The sequence below is a fragment of the Proteus sp. FME41 genome (genome assembly GCF_014897315.1).
Lineage (GTDB): Bacteria > Pseudomonadota > Gammaproteobacteria > Enterobacterales > Enterobacteriaceae > Proteus.
Window position 1 is genome coordinate 1 of the sequence record NZ_JABUYL010000046.1, and the last position, 4,644, is coordinate 4,644.

Annotated in this window: 4 protein-coding genes; all 4 read right to left on the bottom strand. The window is 39.0% G+C overall.

Annotated elements, in window-relative coordinates; genetic code table 11:
* On the bottom strand, window positions 1-1,427 hold a 1,427-nt coding region (locus tag INT04_RS18980; protein ID WP_193017584.1), incomplete at its 3' end, for a hypothetical protein.
* Window positions 1,424-2,224 carry a DUF4123 domain-containing protein gene (locus INT04_RS18985; RefSeq protein WP_193017585.1) on the bottom strand — a complete coding sequence of 267 codons (801 nt, stop codon included), beginning with the start codon at window positions 2,222-2,224 and terminating at the stop codon, window positions 1,424-1,426. The genes INT04_RS18980 and INT04_RS18985, both read right to left, overlap by 4 nt.
* On the bottom strand, window positions 2,221-4,344 hold the full coding sequence (locus INT04_RS18990) for a type VI secretion system Vgr family protein (protein WP_193017586.1): 2,124 nt from the start codon (window positions 4,342-4,344) through the stop codon (window positions 2,221-2,223). The genes INT04_RS18985 and INT04_RS18990 overlap by 4 nt, the downstream gene beginning before the upstream one ends.
* A gap of 99 nt (window positions 4,345-4,443) precedes the next feature.
* Window positions 4,444-4,644: type VI secretion system tube protein TssD (gene tssD, locus INT04_RS18995; protein WP_193017587.1), on the bottom strand; the 201-nt coding region annotated here is incomplete at its 5' end.

Here is a 4,644-nt window from a genome sequence, read left to right on the forward strand (position 1 = left end):
AAATACACATAAATTGCAGGTACATTTGCAATTGGAGTAATAAAAATAAAATCTCTAAAATCAATATCAGGTGGTACAGGAGTTACGGTAATTGTTGGTTCTTCATCATAGATCTGGTATCCACCTGCTGAATTAGAATTAAATTCTGATAAATCTTGTGCTGGTGTTCCTGTATGTGGCGGTGGCAACTCATCTGGATTTTGTATTGGGAAACCAGGATTAACTAATCGTATTCCTTGATCATCAGCTTTAACTGATAAATTAATGATTTTGCCTGATGAAGTGACTCCCAAGTAATATGTGACACCATATTGAGTTATAAAACGGTAAATATTTGCCTGTGTAACTTCAGAAGGTAATCCATCATTTGATTGATATCCTCCTAAAGAACGGACTTCATTTGCTTCATATTCATAAGCTAATTCCCCTTTAATAATAGGCACATACTCTTTAGCACTTCCTTTTTCAGTATGGTAAGGAATAGCAATACCTTGATCATTAACTGCAATTCTTATCCTTGTTGGTACCAATTCATTATTTTCTGCCTTTTCGAGTAAATCATCATAGGATAGAGTGTCATCATTAAATAATTGGCGAATAAAAACGCCTGTTGATACCCAAAATAATCCCCCTGCCATTACAAATGATGTACTAATTAACGGCTCATGATTTCTAAATTTAGGGAAAATAGGCCTAGTTGATATATTAGCAAAATCTTGATCCATCGATTGATAAGCAGCACTAATACCCGCTCCAGCCATTACTCCGCTACCACCTGCTGGAAATAAACTCGGTACAGGAAATGGGAACATCATGGCTTGAACAAATTCACCTTCTTTTAGCCCATTTAAATTGCATCGTCCAAAGTGACACACTGGCTCTTTTTGTGTACCTGCTTGTGTATTTCCTAAACCTCTCAATTCTGATTTAGCAAATACAGGTTCAGCAATAGATTGAATAGAAATAACTATTCGTTGATTGTAAGGTGGAAATATAGAATAACCTTTTTGGCAATTTCTATAATGAGACGATCGTTGAATTTGTCCTTGAGACATTTCATGCACAGTATCGGGCAATTGCTGATTAAAATCGCCAGCAAGATGATGTGAACTTAGAATGTAATTCTCTATAGAACAATATTGCTCCATAGAAGCATAATTAGTATGGATAACTGAACCCTGTGGCTCTGTTGTCAACTTATCTGCTAATTTTTGTGCATCAATAATTAATTGAAGTGGTCTGTTACTCAACCCCTCTATTTTAAGGAGACCGAAGGGGTCAGTTATACCTTGATGCTGTTTTTTAGTTCCTCTTTCGAGTAAAAGTAAAGGTATATCATTTAATGGATATCCTTTATCATCGATTAATTGAATTTCAAGGTAAAACCTATAATTATCACACTGTAAACAATCTCTTAGCTCACTCATTTTTCATTCCTTTGAGTAACTAACCATCCTTGAGATTCAGCATATTGCTGAAATTTCTGATAAGTAAGAAAATTTAAATCAGCTAATTTATTACGTTGATACTGTAGCCAATCAGATATTCTTTTATTTAAAATTCCTTCAGGTGTATCTAATAACTGCGCTTGCTGGGGAATATTTTCCCAAAGTTCACAAGATAAATTCTCGATATAAAGTGTTAATGCGTACTTGGAGTTTTGCCATGCTCGAATCAAATGTGTATCTAATATAAAAGGACGTTGTTGTAATATCGGATCAAGAAATTCAATTTCTTTATTAAGAGAAATAATTTGAGTTGGTTCATCCATATCAATCAGGATATCTCTGATTGGCATCATTAAACTACGCCAATCGGAATAGATCATTTCAGGAATAAGGATACGAGCAATTCTAGTATCAGCGAGTCTTAATAAAACAGATTCATTAGATAAGTGAACGACCTGCTTAACCTGCCAATGTAATAATTGTTTATCCCATGATAGCTGGCTTCGATAAGCCCATCCCCAAGAATCATCACTAAACGTTTTGCTATCAAGCAACTGACTTAAAGGAATATGTGATTCAGGTTTTATTTGTACTAGCCATGGGCTTTGAGCAATAAGGTGAGCAAGGGGCGTTCTATAATATAAAGGGAATGCTTTTTCTATCCAATCATTGGCATACATGACATTAATTGGATTAGGCTTAGCTAATGTATTTATTAATAAATAAACTGGCTCTGATGATGAAATAATCCATTGAACCCAAGTCATTTTTCTCATTTTTGGCTACCTTCCTTGATTATCCAACTTCCTAACATTTGTGCTTGTACAGCACAATACTTCTTAATCGCATAAGGAGGTTGCTCGAAAGGTATAACACCATCTGGAAGTTGAATAATTGGAGATTGCCCATTCCCTGGACCACTAGAGCCAATATCTAAATTACCAGAAGTAAAAATTGCACTTGGTGTAAGACGAATAAAACTACTTCCTACTTTTAGGGTAATTTCTGTTCCGGCTTCAAGAATAATTTTTCCACCACTTTTAAAGCTCGTTTCCATACCACTTTCGACAATTAATTCATCATCAATTTTGCTATGTTTTGCACCTTTAATTTGTAATGAAACATCACCTTCAATTAATGATTTCTGTGTTCCTTGCATAATAAGGTGATCATCACCTAAAATTTCAGTAAAACGTTGATTATCAATGCGATGCTTGAAATCATGTTGAGTATGCCAATGACTATCATGTTGCACATGAATATTTAAATCCCTCTGCGCATGTAAATACACTTCTTCGCGTCCGCCGGCATCCTCAAATCGCAACTCATTAAACCCTGTGCCTTTATGGGTCTTGGTACGAAAGGTGGTTCGGGTTTTTTCTTTGGGTAAATCAAGTGGGGGAGCATTACGACCGTTATAGGTGCAACCGGTGATAATTGGTCTATCAATATCGCCATTTAAATAAGAAACAATCACCTCTTGCCCAATGCGAGGGATCGCCATAAAGCCGAAGCCATCACCATTCCACCCTTGTGCCACTCGCAACCAACACGAGCCACTATGATCAGGCTTTCCGCGTCTATCCCAATGAAAATAAACTTTTACCGCACCTTGTTCATTGGTGTAAATCTCCTCACCCTCTGGACCAACGACTGTCGCCAACTCATCACCATCCGCCAGCGGTTTATAATGAAAAGGCGGTCGCCATTCCTGCGTACCGGGAATAAAAGTGACATTGTTTGAAAGTTGAGTTCCCTCACCACCGCCATTATCCGCAGAGGGCTGTACGCCATGATGCGAAACGCTGATCACCTGCCAACGCGAATTCATACGCGCACTTGAGTGATGGGTTAAGGTAAACACTTTGCCCGGCATTAATGCAAAACAGTTAGTGCTTGCCGAGCCGGTTTGACGATAATTTTGAGATTGCTCATAACGCAATTGATTCAATGGCTGAGCTTCTTCCTCTTCTTGAAAACGGCCATAGCTTTCAAAAACAGGGTGTTGCTGATGGACGTCACCCGTTGTGTTTTGCGATAACGGATAAGAAGGACGTGTTGGGTTATAATCTTTATCAATGCGTACATCACTGCATAAACGTTCGGTATAGCGCCATGTCGTTGCTGTGGTATCGGTAATATCCGTTTCCGCTTGTGGGTTATACGTCAGCGTGATCCCCGCCGTCATCCCTAAATGATTGTCGCTATAAAACAGTTTTGGCCCTTCTTCAAACCAAAAGTTGATCCCTTCTTCAAAGGCTAGGCGACACCAGAAGGCATAAGCGGATTCGCGCTTTTGCGTGATATAACGACGAGTTTGATGCAGTTCAGGTTGATAAAATTGGTTGTCATATTTGATATGCGCTTCATCTAGCAATTGCTGAAGAATTTGAGGCACCGTTTTATGTTGGAATATACGGCTATCTTGATTAAGCGTCATCACCCACATTTCAGGGCGAATAACAAATTGATACCCCGTTTTAACGCCGTCGGTGTTGCCTTGTTCGGCACTCGCCAGTAAGCCTTGAACCGTACGGATTGTTTTACCGTCACGACTGACGGTTAATGATGAAGCCACGCCTAATTGGTTGGCGAAATCAATATCACTTTGCTCGCTTACTGCTTGTATCGAAAGTGTGAAAAGCGCTGATAACTCTTCATTTAAATCAAACTGTGTGACTTGAAAAGTGCTTTCAGGTAAATCGCCAATTTGGCAAGTAAACACTAACCCCGTATGAAGTAACCCCTTTCCTAGGGTTTCAAGTAATTCGCTGTATTTTTTAATGCGGGCTTGTTGTTCAGAGAATGTCATCCCTATTTTGAAAGAGGGTGATGATGTCGGATCATCTAATACCAAACGGGGTTTAGGGGTATTGTTAGCGTCATTCGTTGACATAAAAGCTCCCATTTAACTGTGACAAACACGCAATAAAAAAGACAAAAAATGCAGAGAACAATGGGCCCATGACAGAGCCCATAAATAGAGTGTAAAGAATTAACCTTCGAGTGGTGCACGCCAGTCGTCAGAGCCTGATGTCCCTGCAACGGTGTGTTCCCAATCAATTTTGCGATAAGAAAGAGACACTTCGATCAGTTGAGTGAAGTCAGACTTAGTCGGATCTTGGCAGTGTGGCATTTGGCAATCGATATTCACGATGGTGGCATCAGTTAATGTGGTGGTGAAGAAATGCTCTTG

What these genes read in the sequence shown, in the direction of transcription:
- INT04_RS18985 (WP_193017585.1), bottom strand. Translation starts at nt 2,224, where the DNA reads ATGAGAAAAATGACTTGGGTTCAATGGATTATTTCATCATCAGAGCCA.
- INT04_RS18990 (WP_193017586.1), bottom strand. Translation starts at nt 4,344, where the DNA reads ATGTCAACGAATGACGCTAACAATACCCCTAAACCCCGTTTGGTATTA.